Origin of the sequence: Pilosibacter fragilis (assembly GCF_032490495.1) — a bacterium.
In the GTDB taxonomy this organism is placed as follows: domain Bacteria; phylum Bacillota; class Clostridia; order Lachnospirales; family Lachnospiraceae; genus Pilosibacter; species Pilosibacter fragilis.
Window position 1 is genome coordinate 107820 of the sequence record NZ_JAVYJB010000001.1, and the last position, 19823, is coordinate 127642.

Genomic DNA, 19823 nt, shown 5'->3' on the forward strand with positions numbered 1-19823 from the left:
TGCCTCATCATTGTTTCGTGAAAATTATGGCAGTGGATAACCGTAAAAAGAGCCGCCGGATTTCCGGCGGCCCTATAGCAACACTTGTGCGCAAGCTGTTTAATAGATGTGGTTTGCCAAGGCATTGATAGAATTATCCTTGGTGCCCTGTCCGATGGCATTAAATTTCCACTCACTGCCTTCACGATAGATTTCGCCGAAGATCATTGCGGTCTGATTCGGGTAGGAATCAGTTAAATTGTATCTGCACATTTCCTCGTGTCTGTGCTCGTCCACCAGGCGGCAGAAAGCATTTTTGATCATGCCGAAATGCTGGTGGCGCTGGGCTGCCTGGTAAATGTTTACCGTAATGACGAGACGGTCGTACTCCGGCGGCAGTTTGCTCAGATCAATCATAATCTGCTCATCATCACCGTCACCATCTCCGGTCAGATTATCTCCCATGTGTTTGACTGCACCGGATGCGTGCTTCAGATTTCCGAAATATACAACATCCTTATTGGATTCCAGGCGTCCGTTCTTTAATAAAATCACGGAAGCATCACAGTCGATGTTATGGGTACTACCTCCGCCGAACCCGAAAAGCCCGCGCTTCTTTACCTCCGCTGCGTCCCAGCCGAGTCCTACCATGATCTTACTTAATCCCTCACGATCCTTGGACAGGCTTACTCTCTGTCCCTTCTGAAGATTTACTGACATATCTTTTTCCTCCCATCAGTTTCTGTTTTTTATATAGATCCGCAGGATCCTGTTCGGTTCCTGCGGATAACTTTTTCTCTCTTTTTTACTCTACGTCGATGCCGTAACGTCTGCACAGCCCAGCCAGGCCGCCCTGGTATCCGTCACCGATTGCGTGGAACTCCCATTCGCCATCATGACGATACAGCTCCGCCATGACTACCGCAGTCTCAATGGACGCTTCCTCATTCAGGTTATAACGGGTTAATTCTGCTCCGTCATTTTCATCCACAACGCGGCAGTAAGCATTTCTTACCATACCAAAGTTCTGACCGCGGCGCTCTGCATCGTCAATCGTGATCGTAAAGACGATTTTTTCGATATCTGCAGGAACTTTTGACAGGATCACCTTTACCTGCTCATCGTCGCCGTCTCCATCACCGGTGCGGTTATCACCCATATGGATAACAGAACCGGAGGGATGGTCAAGATTGTTATAAAAAACAAAATCCTTGTCCCTTCTGCATTTTCCGTTTGCGGCACACAGGAATGCAGATACATCCAGGTCAAATGCGTAGCCGCCTCCCTCCTGTGCATCCCATCCCAGGCCTACGGTTACTTCCTTTAATGACGGACGCTTCTTTGTCAGGCTGACTTTCTGGCCTTTTGATAAACTAACTGGCATATGTAATCTCCTTTCTATTCTTTCTATACAGACCCATACATAGAGTGGGTCGCACCCGCAGGAACACACTCGGTTCCTGCGGATAACTGTTTTTCCATTGTTGTTTCTTTATACTTCGAGACCGAAATGAGTGCAAAGTGCAGCCAGACCGCCCTGATAGCCGCTTCCGATCGCGTTAAACTTCCACTCGCCGTCATGACGGTAGAGTTCTGCCATGATAACGGCAGTCTCGATGGAGGCATCCTCGCCCAGATCGAAGCGCATCAGCTCCTCACCGTTATCCTCGTTGACGATACGGCAGTAGGCATTGGATACCATGCCGAAATTCTGGCCGCGGGTATCCGCCTGATCGATCGTTACGGTAAAAGCGATTTTTTCGATCTCTGCAGGTACCTTGGAAAGATCTACCTTTACCTGCTCATCGTCGCCGTTACCATCACCGGTACGGTTATCACCCATATGAATGACTGCGCCGGATGCATGCTCCTTGTGGTTGTAGAAAATGAAATCCTTTTCACCGCTGCACTTTCCATTTGCTCCGGTCATAAATACGGATACATCCAGGTCAAAATCATGACCGCCGTCATAGCGGTTAGTATCCCATCCGAGTCCTACAAGGATCTTTTTTAATCCCGGGTTATCTTTGGTCAGATTAATCTTCTGACCCTTTGCTAAACTGATTGGCATCTTTTAAAGCCCTCCTTTGTTCTTTGTACCGTAATTATGGAAGAGTTTCTGCCATTATTGGTTTTTTGCGGACCATACCTTATTTTTTCTGAAGCGCGCGGTATTCCTGTTTGATTGCATCCAGACGTTTTGCGTCCTCAACCCGTTTTGCCCTTGCGTTTTCCTGAATCTGTTTTGTTTCCTCAATGCCGTTTACAATGGTTCTCCAGGTGGTTTCCAGCGTCTCGATCTTAATAGAGCTGCCGGATGCGAGCTGTGTGGTCAGTTTGCTCTGCTCCACGGTATTCTGGGCATTTTTAATCAGCATTTCGTTTGTTTTAGCATCCAGCGCCGCCATGGATTCTGCCTGGATCCGCTGTCTCTTTAACATGATTGCCTGCGCCAGTGCCTGTTTGAATACCGGGAGGGTAATGATGAAGGCTGAGTTGATCTTGCGCACCAGGTTCATATTGGAAAATTCCATGGTCTTGATCATCGGAATGGACTGGATGGCTACGCTTTCCGCTGTCCTTAAATCCTGTGTTCTCTGTTCCAGGAGCATCAGTACCTGATTCAGATTGGAGATTTCAAACTGAATGGACTGGTCGCCGGATGCTTCCATGTCCTTTTTTCTCTGCTCAATATAAGCTTCGATCTCTTTACAGCCCTGCTCTCCTGCCAGAATGTACTTCACCAGTTCGTGGTAATAACCGACATTGGCTTCAAACAGCTGATTGAGTCTGCCATTGGAAGTTTTGATCTCCTCTTCGTACTGCTTCAGCTGCACATAAATCTTGTCCACTTCCCCACCCATGGTGTGATATTTGTCCAAGATCTTGTCGAGTTTCTTTTTGGCATTACCAAACCATTTTTCCAGAAATCCCGGATTGTCCTTGATCTCCTCGATATCAAACTGAGACATAATCTTGGATAACTCTGCAAGCATCTTGCCGGAATCATCAATCTGATTCATGCTCATGCTGTTTAAGACCACATCGGATGCTTTGGAGATCTCTTCGGCTACGGAAGCACCGAATGTCACGACGGATTCCATGTTGTTTACCTCAATGGTGCTGACGATGTCGTCCACCTCTTTGGAGCCGACCAGCGCTTTGGTCATATCCTGTCTGTCGGCCTCGATGTTATATTCCTTAACTTCCGGAAGTTCCGGGGCTGCCGGGGCGATTCCTGCTGCGGTCTGTGCCATGTTTTTTTCTGCTGTCTTACTGAAATCTACTGCCATTTTTAAAGTCCTCCTAAAAATTTTCTAAACCACCCTTTTGTGGCTGTTTGCTGAAATGTTGTAAAATCCGGTATCCGCAGATCATACTGATACGGGCCGGACTGGTATTCCGTGATCTGAAAATCGTTCCAATATCGTTCCACACACCGGTATCCGGTCGGAATGAAAAACAGGATGTCGAATCCGATCAGATGAAGCAGCGCTGCCTCAATGGTGTCCCGAAGCGAAAGCTGTGTTTCTCCGGTGATCAGATAGATACGTTTCGGATTCTTTTTTGTAAAATCAAAATTCTGAATCAGCCGAAGTGTTTCCTTATCCAGACTGAGTGCTGATGCCACAATCGTATATTCTGTCCCGTTCTCCCATGTGCCGCGGATCCATCCGGTATCCAGAAGCTGCTGGGTCTTTTTTAAGATATGGTCCTGTACTTCTTCCCGAAGAAAACCGTATGGGTAATCCGGGCTGTTTTTCACGGACTCTGTTCTGAGTTTCTTATTTTTTAAAAAAGCGGTGACGGGGATCTGCGCGCGTCCGGCTGTATCATCTGACATTTTGGGAATCTGCCGGATTACCTGTGTGTCCGCGGTTGTGAGACGCTGGATCTTTTTCCAATACTCTTCCGTGTTTCCGTCCTTTACACCGGAAATTTTCGCAAGGAAAACCGGCATCCGGACCGTTCCATCTGATGAAAATCCAGGACGGAAACGAAGTTCCTGATCCCAGAGAATCGGGATTTCTTCTTCCATGGACTGCAGGATAACGGCGTCTGCCGTGGCAAACTGTTTTTCCCGGTACATGCCGGTATCCTGATACAGCATGGTATCCAGTTCCTGCTCTGCGTGATACGCAACCGTTCCGATTTTTCCACCTGTTTCTTCCGGGAACCATTCCATGCGTGCGGTATTGGGCAGGTGTACTTTAAAAAGTGCGCCGGATTCCGGCATTCCACCCTCTCCTGCTTCTGGGCGGAAAACAACCATGTCTACTGGAAGCATGGATAAAAGCCGAAAAAAGACCGCTTCTTTTTCATTTACGCTGCCGCCGAAACGATAAAAGGTTGCGACCTGCGGGAAGTGCATGCCTTTCCATAAGCGGTACGCATATGAACGAAGCCAGCAGATCATATAAACACCAAGAGCTGTCAGCCTGCCACCGTTCATTCCGCCAGCAGCCTCTTCTTCCATCGTGTGGCAGAACGCATCCCTCACCATTGTTTCCAACCGGTTGTTTTCCGGAAAACTGAAATTTCCAGCCAGAAGGCGGAATAAGGGACGGCCGGAAAGTGCCGGGTCACGCTTGACTGCAGCAATCGCTGCGGCATCTGGTGTAGGGAGAGATTTATTTACAATAACCAGTCCATGTTTTTCTGACTTTCTGCCAGCAGCCAGCCTATAAAGCGTTTCCTGGTATGCGGCCGGAGAATCCACTCCTTCGATTTCACAGAATGCGTTGTAAAAGATGTTTTCTTCCTGGCCGCGTTCTTTGGCTGGTATAGAAAGATCGTGGAAAATATCTCCTGACATCCATGCGTTTGTGCATGGAGTGGGATACATGGATGACTGTGGTATGACTGTTGACGAAGGAACAGTAATTCTGCGCTTTTTCACAATTTCATCCATGATGGAACGCACTCCGAATTTATCCGGGAACGGTTCTGGGTTGGTCGGGACTATCTCCAGCGTTTCGTCTTCTTTTGCACCGGATGTTTTAAAAAATGCATCACGGTCACGGGAAAGGATTACAACGCTACATCCTGCAAGGCACAATGCCCGCAAAAACAGAAATCCGTAGGTGGAAGGATCTCCCTCGTACAAAACCGCGGAGGCATTCCCATTCTGTTCCATCAAACTTCCAAGGCGGTAATACATCCAGCACATGAATTTCACGAATGTGTTTTTTAATGCACCTGCAGTTTTTCCCTCTTTCTGCAGTTTTGTAAACATTCCGAGCATAGCCTCCGCAAGCCGTTCCTTTTTATTTGCTTTGCATCCCGGCAGCAATTTGCCGATTACACACTGGAAGAATTCCGCATCCATACGAAAGTCTTGTCCGGCCATTTCCGTATAATATTTCAGCTGTTCCGGCGTCGGGTTTGCCAAGCCTCCGGCAATGATGGCTCCGTTTTTCTGTGCTTCCGCACAGTATTCGGTAAGAAAACGGCGGATATCTTCCCCGTACCGGCATACCAGGGCAGGAAGTCTGCCGGAGGTGTTATCTACGGATATGAATTTTGTAAACTCTTCCGGTGTTATTGATGTCATCAGCCTTTTTCTCTCCTTTCTTTCTGATTGTTACGGTGTAATTATGGATAGGAAGCACCCGAAATTGGTTTTTTCTACCGTCTAGCAAAAAAAGAAAGACACGGCCAGGCCGTGCCTTTCGAATATTTCTAATGTTTTCTGATAATCAGTTTGCGTGCTACATCGATCGGAATGACCATAAATGCCAAGATCAGACAGATCATCCAGGAATGGACACTCAGCCGTTCTACACTCAGTACTTCTCCACCGAATGTCACGAACACGAACTGCATCAGGAAGATTGCTCCCATGACAAGCAGGAAGTTTTTATTTCGTCCGATGTGCTCAAACGGGTTGATGTGCTCGGTTCTGGCATTGAAGCCATTGAAGGTAATTGCCATCATAAAGGTTGCAAACAGCGCAGATTTTAAATATGTCACATCCACATCGCCGAACAGATTCCGTACTGCCGGGACAAAAAGGATAGACAGACAGATGCCGGTGATATACAGGGCTCCGATCAGAATCTCCGTCATCATATTTTTGGTGATGATGCTTTCTTTTCTCGGAATCGGGCGGTCTTTCATATACTCTTCCAGCGCAGGCTCGCTTCCGAACGCGATCGCTGCCAGAGTATCCATGGCAAGGTTGATCATGAGCAGCTGGGTAACAGTTAAAATAGTATTTTCTCCAAGCAGAGGTCCGATAAAGCAGGTCAGGACAGCCGCTACGTTAACGGTCAGCTGGAAGATCAGGAACTTACGAATGCTCTTAAACATGGTGCGGCCATAAAGGATTGCTTTCTTAATGGAAGCGAAGTTATCGTCCAGAATGGTGATGTCACCCGCTTCTTTTGCGACTTCCGTGCCGCTTCCCATTGCAAAGCCCACGTCTGCTTTTTTCAGAGCCGGGGAATCGTTGACGCCGTCACCGGTCATGCCAACGACTTCATCCAGTTCCTGCGCCAGTCTGACCAGACGGCTCTTATCTGTCGGCAGAGCTCTGGATACCACGCGCAGATGCGGCAGCAGGGCCTTCATTTCCTCATCGCTCTTCTCAGCCATTTCCGCAGATGTCAGGGCGATATCATCCGGATCCACAAGGAGTCCGGCTTCCTTTGCGATTGCAACAGCCGTTTCTTTTCGGTCTCCGGTTACCATAACAACCTGAATTCCGGCGCGCTGCACTTCGCGGATCGCATCTTTTGCTTCCATACGGACGTTATCACGGATACTGATAACGCACACCAGGGTCAAAGCACCTTCATCAGAATCACCGTTCCGTTTTGCCACGGCAAGCAGGCGCATGGAACGTTCAGCCTGTTCGTTCATATAGGTATCCAGATAACCGCGCTCTTTTAATTCTTTTTCTGTTCCGTTTTCATCCAGATATTTGTCGCAGCGCTCCAGGATCTTTTCCGGCGCGCCCTTGATATAGGTAACAGCCTGTCCGTTGCCACCGATCGTAACACTGGAATATTTCTTTGCGGAATCAAAGGAATTAAATTTAATGACATTTTCCTTATCCGCAAACTCAGTCTGCTTCGCATCAAGCAGGAAGGACATCAGCGCACGGTCCGTGCTGTTTCCGCCAATGACGGCATTATCAGAAATCGTGGCGCTGTTATTGATACCGATGCCGGTGACAATATCTTTTTTCAGAACATCCCCAACTTCTGACAGTTTTTTGAACTGCTTCACATCACCAGTGGCCATTTCCGTAACAGTCAGTTTGCCTTCTGTAATCGTACCGGTCTTATCACTGAAAAGAATGCTTAAGCTGCCTGCTGTTTCCAGGCCGTTGATCTTATGTACCAGAACATTATCTTTGATCATCCGGATGCTCTGGAAGGAAGACAGGATGGATGTTAATGACGGTAAGCCTTCCGGTACCGCGCATACAATGATGGTCACGGAAGTGGAAACGGCTGCGACAATTAAGAACATCCATGCGTGCCAGTTTTCCGGCATGTGTCCGGTCAGTACATTCTGCAGAATGATTGCAATCATAATACCGCAGGCGCCAACATAACCAAACTGGGAAATCTGTTTTGCAAGTTTGGCCAGTTTTACCTGTAACGGAGTCTGCCGGCTCTCCTCCTGCACTTCCAGTGCCAGCTGTCCAAACAGTGTCTGGTCGCCGACAACCTGTACATACATGTGGGCTTCGCCGCCGCACACAACAGTACCGCGGTATGCGTAGTATTTGTTTAACAGGTCTTTGGTGTCAAAAGACTCCCCGTTTTTACGGGGTTCCTTGGTCGCTTCCTCGGTTTCTCCGTTTAAGGCGGCCTGATCCACTTTAATGCTGCCGTCAAGGATGATACCGTCGGCAGGAATTTTATCTCCGGCCTGCAGATATACGATATCTCCAGTCACCACATCGCTGACATGGATTTCCTTCATGCCGCCATCACGCAGTACCTTTGTTTTTTCCTTAGCAAGCTCTGCTTCCTTTAAGGCAGCTGCCTTTTTCTGCTGTTTGTTTTCACTGATGGATGAGACACCGTTGGAAAGAATGATGGCAATGACAATCCCAACCGGTTCATACCAGTCTGCCTCCCCCATGAAAAACATGACAGTTTCCACAGCCAGTGCCACCAAAAGGATCATGATCATCGGTTCCCTGAATCCTTCCATAATCTTTTTCCAGAGAGGCTCCGGCGGAATCTGAGTAAGGGCATTGCTGCCGTTCGTTTTCCGACTTTCTTCCACTTCTTTTTCTGTTAATCCTTTGAGATCTGACATATTGTTTTTTCCTTTCTTATTTTTGATGTAAGAATTATGGATGTGATTTTGCAAAAATTGGTCAGAACAGGAAAATCCCCTTCCGCGAGAGAAGGGGATCCTGTTGAATTGATTATTTCTTTGTCTGTACAACACCGTTTACGGTCCACTGACCCTTTTCATTGACGGTATAGCCGTCCGGGGTTGTGGTTCCCTTATACAGGCGTCCGCGTTTCCCGTCGGAAACTTCCTGGAAGTAATAGCATTCGGATACGCCGTCTCCGTTATCGTCAATCCAGTTCCAACCGGTGAACATACGTCCAAGGGTGTTATCGGATACCGGGTTCAGATAGAATACATCTCCGTTTGCGTCGGTGTACCAGCCGGTGGTCATGACGGAATCCTTTCCGAAATGGAACCAGTCAAACTGAGACTGTCCCTTGGAAGTATCCGCATACGGATTCAGGATTGCGCCCCACTCATCCGTGTAGGTATGGTCAGTGGAGAAGAACCAGCGTCCCACGTTATCGCGGAGCCATGTACCGCCCTTGACTACATAGCCAGGCAGATTCGGTCCGGTTGCGTTTTGGGTTCCACCCGGTGTGGTAGATTTGGTGGAACCGCCACCGCCGCCACCACCACTGTGGGAACCTCCGCCTCCGCCTCCGCCGGAAGTGGTATAGGTGTTATCCACGTACTTGATGTTTAATTTCACGTTGCACTGATCGGCCATGCGTCCGTCCATGGAAGAAGCGGAAATCACAATAGCGCCGGAAGTGATCGCGTTGTTTGTGCTAGTCCAAGCATGCTTTAAAGCTTCCTTGATAAGTGCATGTGCATCACTTGAGAACTTACTGCCCTGTGCCTGTACCACTTTGCCGTTTGTATCCTTATCGGTCGGCAGTACCAGGGTCAGATGTCCGTTCTGATCTACAGATAACAGACCTGCGTCAGAAGTTGTCCACTTGAGGCCGTTCTCATTCGGGTTCGCGGAGTTTAAGACTGCAGACAGATCCGCTGCGGTTGCTCCGGTCACAGTGTAAGTCGGGTAGCTGCGGTTTCCGGTTGCGGTAATGGTTACGTCCATGTTCTTCGTATTCTCGGACATTTCCACATCCTCGTACTGGAAGTTTACGGTTACATTGGCATGGTCTTTGGTTCCCATATCGCTGTTTGCCGCGATTGCTGCTACCTTCTTCTGGCCGCTGAACTGGTGTTTTGCAACGATATCAAGCTGCCACTGTGCGTCCACAACAGGCTGGATGTTTCCTGCGTCATCCACGGTCAGGATACCACTGTCTTCACTCTGCCAGGTTACCTTGTTGCTCTTTCCAGGCTCCACAAACGCTTTCGCATTAATCTTGCGGATATCGTTTCCGCTCCATACATAAGACGGATTGTTGGTTCTGGAAGTCTGGGTCATGATCAGGCTATAGGTTTCCGCAGTCTTATCCACGATGACCTTATCATAGCGGAAGTTTACCGTAATCTGGCATGTATCTGCAGTTGCTCCGGTGGTCGGGTGCTTTGCAGTTACGGTCACGGTTCTGCTGCCGGAATGAGTATCCTCATTGTAATCCTGTGCTTTTGCAATCATATCCGCAATCCAGGTATCCTTATTGACGCTGACGCGGCCGTCTGCATCCACAGTCACAATATCCGGATCGGAAGTTTCCCATACAGGAGTAACATCCAGGCCGCTTTCATCGGAAATGTGTGCTTTCAGCTGAATCTTATCATCTCCGGTCCAATGGGACTTCACACTGTTGGTGCGGGAATCATCTGTGTACACCACGTCAAAGGTTTCCTCGTTGGACTCCAGTACAGATTTATCGTAACGGAAGTTGATGGTTACCTTATAGCTGTCGGATGTGGTCTTGCCATCCACGGATTTGGTTGCGGTTACCACGCCGCTTACGCTGCCGTTTGTCTTGCCGGAGGCAATCACGTTATCCCACAGGCCCTTGATTGGCACCAGATATCCGTCCTTGTCTACCTTACAGTAGTCCTTGATGTCTCCGGAAAGCTCATATACAGCATCGTCCGCTTTGACGCCCTGGCTGGAATATGTGGTGTTGGAAAGCTTTGCGATACCATAGGACCATTTTCTGGTTCCCGGATTGTTAATGCTGTAGTTACCCTGAGTTGCCACAACACCGAGTGTGATCTGGCGATCCTTTACGGAAGCCTTTGCGGTATCGTAAGTATTTTCCGGTGTGGAAGCAGTGATCACATCCGGGGATGCCTCGTATCCTTCCGGCAGCGCGGAAACGGTTGCTGCGTCCATATCAACGCCGTCATAACGGAAGTTCACGGTTACCGGAACCTCGGAAACGGAAGAGCCGTTTGTGGTCTTTGCCTGTACCTTTACGGATACGCTTCCGCTGTTTCCGCTCTTGCGGTTTGTCATGATGTCCTTAATCCACTGTGCTCCCGTCTTGGCGGTAACGCTCTTGGTGTTCTTGTTGTCGGTATCTGACAGGGTAAGGATGGTGGTATTTACACTTCCGTCTTCATTCAGTACGGTAAAGCCTGGGACCTCACTGGTACCGGTTGCTGTTGCGGTTACGGTCTGCGGGTCTGTTCCACTCCATCCGCCTGTTTCACTCACGTCAGTTCCCGCCAGGCTGGTGCGTACGTTCTGGGTATAAACCAGATCAAAGTCCAGGTTCTCCTCGTCGCTGCTCATGGAGCCTGCGGTAAAGGTGACACGGATCGGCACGTAATCTACCTTGCTGTTGTCACGGGTAGAAGTTGCCACCGCATTCAAGGTGACAGTCACACCATTTAAGTTGCCTTTGGAGATCTGATCCTGAATCCACGGAGAGTATGCCATATCAGAAGAATCACTACTCTCTCCATATCCACGGACCGTAATCTGCCCGCTTACCGGATCGATATCAAGCACATCATACGGGTCAAGGTTCGGCTGTGCGGTAATATCGCCATTCTGTAAGGACCAGCGTACCTGGTTGTCGTACGGAGTATGCACACCGTCTGTCGGATCGTAAACCGGGGAAACGGTTGCAGACAGCACCTCGCCGATACCGCCGGAAAGCTTGCTGTTTAAACCGTTGGATACAGAATAGAGATTTCTTGCGGTTACGTCGGTTTTGGAATTACCCTTAAAAGTATAGATCACGCTGTAATCTTTGACATTACTCTTATTGTTGATTTCCACCTTTGCCGGCATGATCTCGGTCTCGTCCACGGTCTTAAAGTTGACGGTTACAAGGCAGGTGTCGGTTGCGGAGTTGTTGTTCGCATCCTTACCGGTTACCTTGATGAACTTCTGCATGGAATAATCCTTCTGCGGAATCTTTTTGTCTTCTTTTGTGTATTTGCTATCCTCGGTATCCGCGAGGTTCTTGATCCACGCGTTATCGCAGGAGGAATCATGCACACCCTTTAAGAAGACTGCAGCATCCTTATAAGCGTTATCGCCAGTTCCGGTTACGGATACCTGGAGAGTGCCGTCATCCTGTTTATCACGGTCACTGTCTACTGCGGATGCCTTTGCTTCTGCGGTCATCTCGCCGCTCTCATCCAGATCATCTTCCTTTACGGCAGTCATGTACCACGCCACATCCTGGTTGCTGAAATAGGACGGGTTGAAGGTAACGCCGAGTGCCGCGGTTGCCTCATCAGCGGAATCCGGACTTTCATTGTTGACCGTGTATTTGACGGTCGGATTTTTGCGGTCGCCGCTTAAAGTACGCACTACGTTGTAAGTGATCTTGTTTCTGGTCAGTGCCGCACCGGTGACGGATACGGAAGTCTGATCATCCACATTAAACTTAATGTCAACGTCAGTGTAGCCGATCGGAGGATTGGTTTTGTCCTCGGAATCATCGACCTGTGCTTTGGCACTGATAACGGAATGATACCAGTACGGAGATTTTGTGGACATATTGTCCTTGTAACCGCCGTCCTTCTGCTTATCCGCAAGCTCTTTTGCCTTATCTGCGATGGCGGAATCGGACAGGTTGAGGGTAAAATACGCTCTCTTTCCGTTGGTCAGTCCGCTTTCCACGGTCATGTTGGAAAGGATGTCGTTTGCTTCATCGTTGCTGGTGGACCAGCTTAAATTGAATTTATCGTTGTCCGCGCCGTTTACCAGGGAATTTAAGAAGAAACGGTCTTCCTGGTTTACATGCTCGGTGCCGTCCGGGTCCACGGTCATGATGACACGGTTCTCCCAGCGATTACCCTTTGCATCGGTAATGATGGAAGCGGAACCGTCTACGTCTTTGTTACCGTTATAAGCGGTTACCATGTACTTGATGGTCGGTTTTTCACGGCTTCCGGTACGCTGCTGGGTTACCTCGAACACGATTTTGGATGGGCTTAACGCAACGGCCTGCGATACCTGCTTATAGATAGCGCCAAGGGTTACGTCAGAATCCGGCATGGTGAAGTAATAGCCGGCGCCTTCGGTGATACCCTCTTTCACGGTATCGTCGGAATATACATAGAACTCGTCGTGCTTATGGTAATTGATGTACGGGTTATTTGCCTGGGTCTTATCCATCTGGAAGTATCCGGTGCCGTCTGACAGGGCCTGGAAAGATACATATACCTTATCGCCCGGTGCAAATGCACCCAGATCCTCGCTGGTCACATGCGGTTTATAGGAACCACTGATGTAAGCACTGATGTTCGCTGCCTTCGTGCCGCTTACGTGCGGGTCTTCGATCGTCAGAAGGAAACCTCTGGTCGGTTTACCCTGTGCATCCGCAGTAAAGTGGTTGATGGTATCAATGTTTCCATTCGGGTCTTCCTCACGGATCTTTAAGATTCCATCCTCCAACTCCTTATAGAAGTACTGTTCACCGCTGGTTACATTATCGCCGGACACGATAGTATAGTAATTGTCGCCCGTATGCCAATAACCGATATGGGCATCCTTTCCGAATTTGCCGTCATCCGCCACGCGGGAGCCGCAGATACCGGTATCGGCCTTTGTCTTGGTATCCGCGAACAGATACGCAAGATCGCCGTCAGCGCCATAGGTAAAGCCTGCGTTGTTGACGCGGGTTCCGATGAATGCTGCGGAATAGTTATTGGTGGAAGTCGGAATCAGTGCGGTTGCGGAGAAACAGGCTACCTTTACATGACCGTAGCAGTAACCGCCGACGATACCGCCGACTGCATAAGAGTTATTGGAGCCGATCTCGCCGTCGTGCACCTCGGTATTGTAAATATCGGAATGGTCGATTGCACCGGCAACGCCGCCGACGTACGCTCCGTTACCGTAAATATGGTTTCCGGAACCGGTATTGGTGCTGACGTAGGTATCGATAATGGAAGTGTTGGCTGCAAAACCGACAATACCACCCACACAGGAGTGGCCATTTAAAAACTCGGAGGTGAAAGTGACTGCTTCATTCGTGTAAGCCGCCACCTTATCCGCCTTACAATCCTCGATGATGGTGTTGCGATCGCCGGACTGCGTAGTGCTAGACTCCGCAAAGCCCACAAGACCGCCGACATAGCCCTTTCCTTTTACGACACCACTGACGGTACAGTTCTTAATGGTAGCATCCACCACATGTCCTGCAAGGATGCCTGCGTAGTCGCTGCCCTCAAGCGTATTGCGGCTGGTGTCGATGGACAGGTTGGTAATGGTTGCGCCGGAGCCAACTTCACCGAAGAAACCGACAGCTTCCTGTTCCTGGATTTCTGCTACCATGGATGATGTAATGCCAAGCGTGGTATTAGCTTTGAAACCAAGGTTCCTGATGTTTGCCCCGTCTTCCGCTGTAATATGGCCATGGAACGCCACGGCATCACCGCCGCTGTTTCTCTGGAAACCTACCGGGATCCAAGAACCGTTCAGATCATAAGTACCATGCTCGATACGGTAGAAAGTATCCTCATTATGCAGGTTCTGTGCAATATTTGCCGCAAAGAAGCGGAGGTCTTCCACGGAATCGATGATGTACGGGCTTTCCTCAGTACCGTTACCGTGCTGATACAGGTCTGCACCTGCTCCGTAGTTATCCGGCCAGAGAGAACCGATTGCGGACAGAGTGGAAACGCCGCGCAGCATGTAAAGATTTAACACGAAGTTGTATGCGTCCTCTGTGTCCGCATGCTCGATCCAGTCCTGGATGATGTCGTTCTTATAGGAACGAATCTCGCCGTCCTCATTTCTGACAACCGCATTTTCCTCAAACCAATCCCAGAACTCATCACTGCCCTCTTCGCCACCGAAGGCAACGTATTCTTTTTCTGCGTCTGAAGCAGTGGCTACGCTGCTTTTTGCGATTGTGGCGTGCCATGCGAGGATTGCAGCTTTTGCATCCTCAGAAGTAAGATCTACATTTCCCTCCTCATCTTTATCGGTAAACAGGGAATCCATCCATGCCCAGAATGCAGAGGTACCGAATACCGGATAATCCGATTTCTTCTGTGTGCTGTCCGCAATCTCAACGTCAGCTATGATCTCTTCCGCATCGGACGGAGTCGCTTCTTCCTCATCTGGAAGAATATCACCATCTGCGATCAGGACATCTTCATCGTCCGGGTCCGCATCGCTTGGTGTTGCTTTTCCGGAGTCTGTCACATCTGCCGCTTCGCTCAGCTCCTTTGCAAAGACCTGAACAGCAGGTGCTGCCGCTGGCGCGGCCATGGACGCACTTAATGCTGCGGCCACGTAACGGCTGATTGCTCTCTTTCTCATAATAAATTCTCCTTTCACAGGCCTTTACCAGCCCGAATCTTTTTGACAGCGTAATTATGGAATTCTTTTTTGTAAAATTGGTAATAAAAAAGTACCGGCAGGATGATTCCTACCGGCACTTACAAGTCAGCTTCCCTGATACATTGCATACATCGGACGGATGCCGATATCACATAAATCATTGTTTTTGGTTGCTTTTACGGATCTCGGCTCAATGGCTCCGGTCTTTAAGTTGACGGTATAAACCATATCGTCTGTTCTGTATTCCGGAGTTCTCAGCCAATAAGAGCCGCAGTATTTTGTGATAATGCTTTCTGCATTATTTTCATTGGAATGATCCACTTTCCAAAGGTAATCTTTCATGGAAAGTGCCTCTTCCAGGGATGGGATGAAAAATCCCGAATAGAGTACCTGTGGGTTGGAACGGGTGTAACGTGAGAATGACTTCGCCGTCACACTGTCAAACAACCCTGTCGCGGAACTTCCGGTGTATTCATTCTTGATTCCGATATTCATGCGTACCAGATTATCTGTATCCGGGTTATTGGCTGTCAGCCATTCATGGATTGCGGAGTATTTATAGTTGTTCGTGCTTCCGAAGAATCTAGTTGACTGTGTGCCATCCGCTTCGTCAAACCCGAGTCCTTCATTGGACGGAATCACGGTGTCACAGAGGAACAGTGCCATGCTCTTGTCCGTAGAGGACTTATCCATATAGTTTTCATCCACGCAGCGGAACAGATAAAGTTTTCCGTTGATTTCACGTGCCTGCAGGTCGCCGACATTCCAGTGTTCCTCTTCCGCTTTCTGGTTTTCACCGGAACGATTCAGGAGGATGACCGGATGTGCTTCATAAGCAGATGCTTTTTCTTTGGAAACGGTTGTGCCATTTGTCAGGATTACTTCCGTATCTGAGTCTCCCTTTGTTAAGTAAATGCCTTCTGGGAAATCAAACTTGTTTTCTGCCTCTTCCCGGTAGTGATCATATTCTTCTTTGGTAAGAATGGAAACCGCATTCCCGTCGATCGAATTTAAGTTCAGACGGTTGGAAAGGCCATCCGCAAAGGCATCATCCAGGAACTGCTGAAGCATTGAGGATGTGTATGCTGCACTGTCGGCTGTTGTATAAGTTCCATACAGGTCGCTTCCGACTCCTTCGGATGCGATGAAGAGCATTTTCCCTGTACCGTTATAATCTGTGTCGATACAGGTAAAAGTATATTTCTTTGTGCCGAAGCCAAGAGAACCGGAATCCCAGGTTACCGCAATCGCATCTCCCAGGTTCTGCGATAACTGGACACTGCATACGTCGCAACGTCCGTCATGGTCCTTATCTTTGTGCCCGGTGGCTGGGACCAGCACGGTCACTTCCTCGCCGCATTTGGTACATCGTACTGTATGGGAGGCTGTCGTTAAACAGTTGCCGCTCAGATCTTCCACGGCTTCCCAGTCATGCGTGCAGGCATTCTGTTCCCACTTACGGTAATAACGCACACGTGAAACGGTATAGGTTACGCCATCCAGTGTAAAGGTATCCACGACCTCATTGGAATATCCAGCGAGCCGGTATGCTGACATGGTGGCGCTGACTTCCGCCGTGGAGGTGTCGTATCCACGTCCGATTACATAGTATTCATGCTGGGAAGAATCATTGGTATGGGAAGCGAAATCATTTAAAATGCGGTTGAAACCCGTATTGTCTTCCACAATAAATTCTTCCTTTTTATTTACGTATGTTTTGTGGTAACGGACTGTCAGCTCATTTGCATCCATGGCACTCAGGACAAAATTCTTCGGGGATGTTTCGTCCGCTTCCCAACGGTTTCCGTCCGAATCCTGGAAAGATGACGGGAAATATACCGGGAAGTCAATACTTGAATTTCCCTTTACAAAAGCCGCATATCCGCTGTACGGATCAAACAGGTCATTGTCATCCTCGTCTACGATCCTGACTGTATATCCGCGCTTATTGTAATCCGATGATGTACCGTCGTTCGGTTTTTCATACTGGGCTGTTTGCGTTTTTCCGTCCGCATCCAGGGTAAAGGAACCAAGGTTTTCGGACGGAATATTCCATCCAGGGATATCCAGTGCCCCAATTTCTACCGTGGAATCTTTCGCTCCCATGCCGAACTGCAGTCCAATATCATTCCAGGAATTCTTTTCACGGTATGCGACAAAGAAATGGTACGGGGTCGTGCCGTAAAAGGCATCCTTCTTTTCCTGTGCCTTTGTTGTCCACTCATCCAGTTTGGTTTCAGATGTTTCTCCTGCCACATAGCGGATCACATACTGCTGGTATGTAGTCTGATCCGTATACTCGATATACGGTGACTGTGTCACGGCGCGGTATGTTACACCGTCTTTTTCAATGGTATCCGGATAGTCAAAACGCAGACGGTCTCCTTTTACGGTAAAACCGCTGACGTTCGGCAGCAGCTGATTTCCATTATCATCCACAAAAAGGGCCAGCCATTCATATCCGTCATATTTCCCGGTGCTCGGATTTTTCTCCGGTCCCGGGAATTTGTTTCTTTTTAAAATCACTTCCACGGTGTTGCCGTCATCGGAAATTACATGATAGTTTCCGGATGTCTGTGCAAATCCATAGCTGTCCGAAGTATTCATATACGGGATCTGATCTCCTACATGCCCGATTCCAGTCGTGATTCCGAGCACGGAGCCGGTGTCTTCCGCCACGTATTTGATCGTGTATTTCCTTTCCGTATTGATCTCTTCCTGCTGTCCGGTCAGTTTGAATTCGATCGTAAAAATATTTGCTGCGCGGTCACTGACCGTAAAGATCTGCGGGCTGTCACCGATAGCGGTCCAGGTTCTCCCCTGGGCATCGTTGTAGACTTTGGCAAAATAATAAGGAAGTTTTTCACCCAATGTCCATGTTCCGGTCACATCGTTCATGACCATAGCATCGTTATCCCCATACGCACGGAACCGGATCGTATACGGAACCTCTTTTTTTACATCCGGCTTTTCCACAATTTTTTTATAATAAAGATAGATTGTGTTGTTGGATTCATTGGAAGAGATTGTGGCACTTTCTGGCAGTTCCCCGGCGGCTTCGTATCCGTCCGGGCAGATCCCGGCAAGGCTTACACTTTCTCCGGTATTTCCAGGAATTGTCTTCGTTTCAATGTCCGCCATTGTGTCGATGTCACGGCACACAACAGTCAGAGAACTGTTTGCGGTTTTCTTGTAACGGAGCGTAAAATTGTTTGCGCCATCCCTGGTTACGGTAATCTCCGCATCATCATCCAGTTCATAACCTTCCACATCGTAAGCAGTCCTTACTGTCACCGGATCATCTCCAACGGTGACGGTGCCGTGGAACACTTTCAATTCTGTCCCGTTTTCATCCACACAGGTCACGGTATATTTCACATCCTCGAAGTCCTCGTCTTCTCCTGTACGGATGAGATAGACCTTGAACATATTTTTACCGGTCCCCACTGTAAAGTGATAGCTGTCTGCATAACGGTATCCGTCAAAGTCCACGGACGGGATAATTTCTTCGTCCTCCTTAGCGGTACCGGTTTCCTTCATCAGGATTTCCCCAGTGTCGCGGTCGATATAGGATACGGTGTAAGAGAATTCTTTCTTGTCCGCATTACTGTCTGTTGCTTTATGGTCGTCATCCGCTTTATTTTTCCGGAACCGGATTACTGCTTCCACACCGTTTTTGTCCACTTTCAGAGCGGAACGGTCCGTGATGCATGTATATCCGTCAAATGTTTTCTTTGGAATGGTGACGGAAGAACCTTTAACAGCGTTTCCGGATACAAGCTCCAGAATATTACCCTCTTCATCTTCATATCGGATCGTATAGGAACAGCTCTCTTCCTTCCGGTTAAAATAAAGCCGGATTACCATGCCGTCTCCGGTTACCGCGAAAGTCGGAGTATTGCCGGCAGCAGCCGTATATCCTTCCACGGAATTTTCTACGGATACTGTTTTTCCTTTTTTTTCACGTCCGGTGACGGCATTTAACGTATGGCCATCCTCGCTATCAATATAAAGGACAGTGTATGCGCATTCACTGCTTTCATCCGTGTTTCCGTTGTCTTTGTCACCATGATCCGGCTGCCCTGCTGATTTTTTATAGATCATCAGGAATGTAGCACCATCCTGTGTGACTTTCTGTGATCCGAGCTGGCCTTCGATGAACTCATATCCGTCAAACTGACGGGTGGCTACGGTAATGAAGGAATTGCGGACCGTTTCCCCTTCCGTGGTGGCCAGAAGGTTACCTTCTGTATCCACATAACGTACCACATAGGAATAATATACAGTTTTTGAAGAGGACCCGCCGCCGGAACTGCTTCCGCCGCCACCGCCACCTCCACCGCCGGAGCTGCGCTTAACTGTTGCTGTCTGACCGGTTGCACTTCCGCCGGGTGATTTTGTGATGATGCCCTTTCCGGATACATATACTGCTTTCCCGTTTTCCATCCACTGTCCGTCGGCGTTTACAACGAAGCCGTCCGGAGTCGTGGTATTCGCATACATCTTTCCCTCCGCATCGAACAGATAGCAGTATCCATCAATCCACTGCCATTTTGATACCAGGGCACCTCCGAACGTGCCATCATGGACGGTATTAAAAAAATACCAGATGCCGTTAATCTGTTTCCAGCCGGAAAAGATCATTCCGTCATCATTAATATAGTATTTTTTCTTATCCGCAGGATCCGTGAACCATCCGCCCGGCTGTTTGGTACCGTCATCACGGACGTAGGACCACTGATTTTGCGGGGTTGAGACCCATGTACCTGCAAAAGATGTCATACACTGACTGGCGGCCAGCGCCAGCACCAGCGGTTTCACCATCTTTTTCTTTCTGATTCGCATTTTCCTTTCTCCTTTCTGTGATTTTTTTAATTAT

8 protein-coding genes are annotated in these 19823 nt (G+C 48.7%); all 8 read right to left on the reverse strand.

The window, feature by feature from the left end; translation table 11 throughout:
• Nucleotides 1-99: 99 nt before the first annotated feature.
• Entirely contained in the window at nt 100-699 is a 600-nt protein-coding gene (locus ABCW45_RS00515) for a TerD family protein (protein WP_343219968.1), read from the reverse strand.
• Between the two features lie 85 nt (nt 700-784).
• A complete protein-coding gene (locus tag ABCW45_RS00520; protein WP_215630916.1) occupies nt 785-1363 on the reverse strand; it encodes a TerD family protein in 579 nt (192 codons plus the stop codon).
• Between the two features lie 108 nt (nt 1364-1471).
• A complete protein-coding gene (locus tag ABCW45_RS00525; protein WP_215705309.1) occupies nt 1472-2050 on the reverse strand; it encodes a TerD family protein in 579 nt (192 codons plus the stop codon).
• 79 nt (nt 2051-2129) lie between these two features.
• On the reverse strand, nt 2130-3272 hold the full coding sequence (locus tag ABCW45_RS00530) for a toxic anion resistance protein (RefSeq protein WP_343219969.1): 1143 nt from the start codon (nt 3270-3272) through the stop codon (nt 2130-2132).
• 2 nt (nt 3273-3274) lie between these two features.
• On the reverse strand, nt 3275-5533 hold the full coding sequence (locus tag ABCW45_RS00535; RefSeq protein ID WP_343219970.1) for a YceG family protein: 2259 nt from the start codon (nt 5531-5533) through the stop codon (nt 3275-3277).
• A 128-nt stretch (nt 5534-5661) separates the two neighbouring features.
• Nucleotides 5662-8259 (reverse strand): calcium-translocating P-type ATPase, PMCA-type, encoded by a 2598-nt coding sequence (locus tag ABCW45_RS00540; protein WP_343219971.1) that lies wholly within the window; start codon nt 8257-8259, stop codon nt 5662-5664.
• Between the two features lie 112 nt (nt 8260-8371).
• On the reverse strand, nt 8372-14923 hold the full coding sequence (locus tag ABCW45_RS00545; protein WP_343219972.1) for a hypothetical protein: 6552 nt from the start codon (nt 14921-14923) through the stop codon (nt 8372-8374).
• 126 nt (nt 14924-15049) lie between these two features.
• The gene (locus tag ABCW45_RS00550) at nt 15050-19789 is read right to left on the reverse strand and encodes a MucBP domain-containing protein (protein WP_343219973.1); all 4740 of its coding nucleotides are present in this window, start codon (nt 19787-19789) and stop codon (nt 15050-15052) included.
• Between the last annotated feature and the right edge of the window lie 34 nt (nt 19790-19823).